At 34.6% G+C, this 2,559-nt stretch carries 3 protein-coding genes; all 3 read right to left on the bottom strand.

The genetic code is table 11. From position 1 onward, the window contains the following. Window positions 1–60: 60 nt before the first annotated feature. Entirely contained in the window at window positions 61–1,674 is a 1,614-nt protein-coding gene (gene tnpC / locus C7U55_RS13350) for an IS66 family transposase (RefSeq protein ID WP_239985206.1), read from the bottom strand. Between the two features lie 68 nt (window positions 1,675–1,742). Beyond that, window positions 1,743–2,099, bottom strand: a complete 357-nt coding sequence (gene tnpB / locus C7U55_RS13345) for an IS66 family insertion sequence element accessory protein TnpB (RefSeq protein ID WP_106988958.1) — start codon at window positions 2,097–2,099, stop codon at window positions 1,743–1,745. Beyond that, window positions 2,096–2,428: an IS66 family insertion sequence element accessory protein TnpA gene (tnpA, locus tag C7U55_RS13340; RefSeq protein ID WP_106988957.1), complete on the bottom strand. Its 333-nt coding sequence runs from the start codon at window positions 2,426–2,428 to the stop codon at window positions 2,096–2,098. The genes tnpB and tnpA overlap by 4 nt, the downstream gene beginning before the upstream one ends. Window positions 2,429–2,559: the final 131 nt, after the last annotated feature.

The following is a 2,559-nucleotide window of genomic DNA, read 5'->3' as shown; positions in this document are numbered from 1 at the left end:
GTAAGCGCCAAATAAAATAGTGTATTTAAAAAGGTCGATTGAATTGATACAATGATCAATTTAGTCGGCTTTTATTTCAAATTCTTCTTTTATCTCTTCACTCCATGGTAAGAACCAGTCCAGTCTTTCTGGATCTTCAACCAGATCTTGTTGAGGTAAATAATCCATGATGAATTCAATATAATCGTATGGATTAAGTTTATTGGATTTAGCTGTTTCAATCAGGCTGAATACTGCTGCACTTGCTTCAGCTCCTTTAGTAGAAGTTGAAAACAGCCAGTTCTTTCGGCCAACTGTAAATGGTCTGATTGTACGTTCATCTAATGAATTTGTCATAGGTACAAGACCATCTTCTAAAAATGAACGCAGTCCTGCCTCGTAATTCAAGGCATATTGTATAGCTTTTCCTGTCTTAGAAGCTGTTAACACCTTGTTTTGGTTATCCTTGCACCATGAAAAGAAGTCATCAACTAATGGCTTTGATTTTTCTTGACGTACTTTCACCTTTTTATCAGGTGATAATGTTTCGATTTGTTTTTCTATCGCAAACAGTCTGGCTATTTTTTCAACAGCTGTATTTGCGAGTGTATCTGATGCATTCTTCATATCTACAGGCAAAGCATCATAGAACTTCCTTCTGGCATGCGCCCAACAGTAGGCATTGGTCACACCATCTATATGATTATATCCATAATAACCATCAGTGATGATAGTACCATCAAACCCTTTAAGAAATTCTTGAGGGTTGGTTGCTTTTCTGTCAGGTCTGTAATCAAATATCTTAACAGGTTGTTTACTTTCTTTGATACTTGAATATACCCACATGTATGATTTGGAAGTAGCTTTCTTGCCTGGCTCATTCAATACCTGAACTGGTGTTTCATCGCAATGTATATGTGACTCTTTCATCATCAGTTCGTGCATCCTGTTTACCAATGGAATGAAATATTCCTTGGCGGCAATGATGATCCAGTTAGCCATGGTTGTTCTTGACAGTTCCATTCCTAATCGTTTCCATTCTGATTCCTGTCTGTATAAAGGCATATGATTTACATATTTATCGATAATCACTTGTGACAGTACACTTGGCGATGTATATGAGTGTGGAACAACTGGTTGAGGTGTTCCTGCTTTAAGCATTACTGCCTTTCCTTTTTTTCTGCAGTTTCGACATTCATATGTTTTTCGATAAATATCTTTTACATAGAGTTTGGCTGGTTCATAAACAACTTCATGTCTTACAAATTCTTCACCTACATAAGACAACTTTGAACCGCATTCATCACATACTCTGTCTTTTTCATCAATATCATAAACTTTTTTTACATGTTTGAGATTATCTAATTTGATATCGATTTTCCCTTTTTGTTTCTTTTTGGCTCTGGTATATGAGATATCTTCAAGCAGTTCAGGTTCACATTCATTTTCTGTTTCATCAAAAAGAGAAAGCTGATCCATAGAATGTGCTATCTTTTCACTCTTGGTACCAAACAGCTTTCTCTTTAAATAGGCATTTTCTTCACGCAAAAGTTCATTGTTGTTTTTTAAGTATTCATTTTCAGCTTTCAAACTGTCAATCGTACTGTTCAAAGATGCAATTGTAGCTTTCAATTCTTCAATAGAATGTGACAGATTAGCCATTACCAAAGCTAAATTTTCAACTGTATCAGCCATCAAAAGCACCTCCATTTCATACATCCATTATACCATAAACAGGTGTATCTTCCTATGAAATCAAGGCTTTACAGTACAACTTGTGGATAACTTTTCTGAATGGTTTTGGGCTGTACGATAGAGAGTCCTTCAAGTAGCCACCTGAACTGTTGAGAAGTTATTTCGAGTGCTTCTGATTCATCTCTGGGCCATTTGAATTTACCATTTTCAAGTCTTTTATAAAGTAATACAAAACCATCACCTTCCCAGTACAGAGCCTTCATGGTCCTTGTATTTCTACCACAAAACAGAAACACAGAATTAGAAAAAGGATCAAGCTTGAAATTCTGTTGAACGATAGCTGAAAGACCATCGATCTGTTTACGCATATCTGTATAGCCAACAGCTATATAGATATGTTCTGCTTTTGAAATATCACCAATCATAACAGCGACTTCAAAAGAGGCTCAATACTTTGGTAAGGCGTATCTGAATCAAGTTCAATTTTAATGCTTCCCTTGATAATGATAATCTTTTCATTATTGTGAGGTTGCTTTTCAACAGAAACAAAGGACACTTCATTCTTGTAGTTGTTTTCATTTATCTGATCACATAAAATATTTCTGATTTTTTGTTGATAATTATAATAAGTCGACGGCTTGATATTGTTTTTGTCACAGAAATCTTTGACAGATAAACCACTTTCCTTGCATTCTTTGATTTTAAAATACCAAAATTTATATTTTTCATTTTCGGTAAGTTCCTGTACTGTCATATAGTCTCTCTTCCTTTCCATATAGTTTTTGGAGAATATAAAAACTACAATATAGTTTATGGAGTCTCCACATTCTATATTGTAGTTCTTAAAATTCTATATTTTTATCCACTATTTTATTTGGCGCTTAC

This window comes from Faecalibacillus faecis (assembly GCF_003024675.1).
GTDB classification, from domain to species: Bacteria; Bacillota_I; Bacilli_A; order Erysipelotrichales; family Coprobacillaceae; genus Faecalibacillus; species Faecalibacillus faecis.
This window is presented reverse-complemented; position numbering and strand designations above follow the sequence as displayed.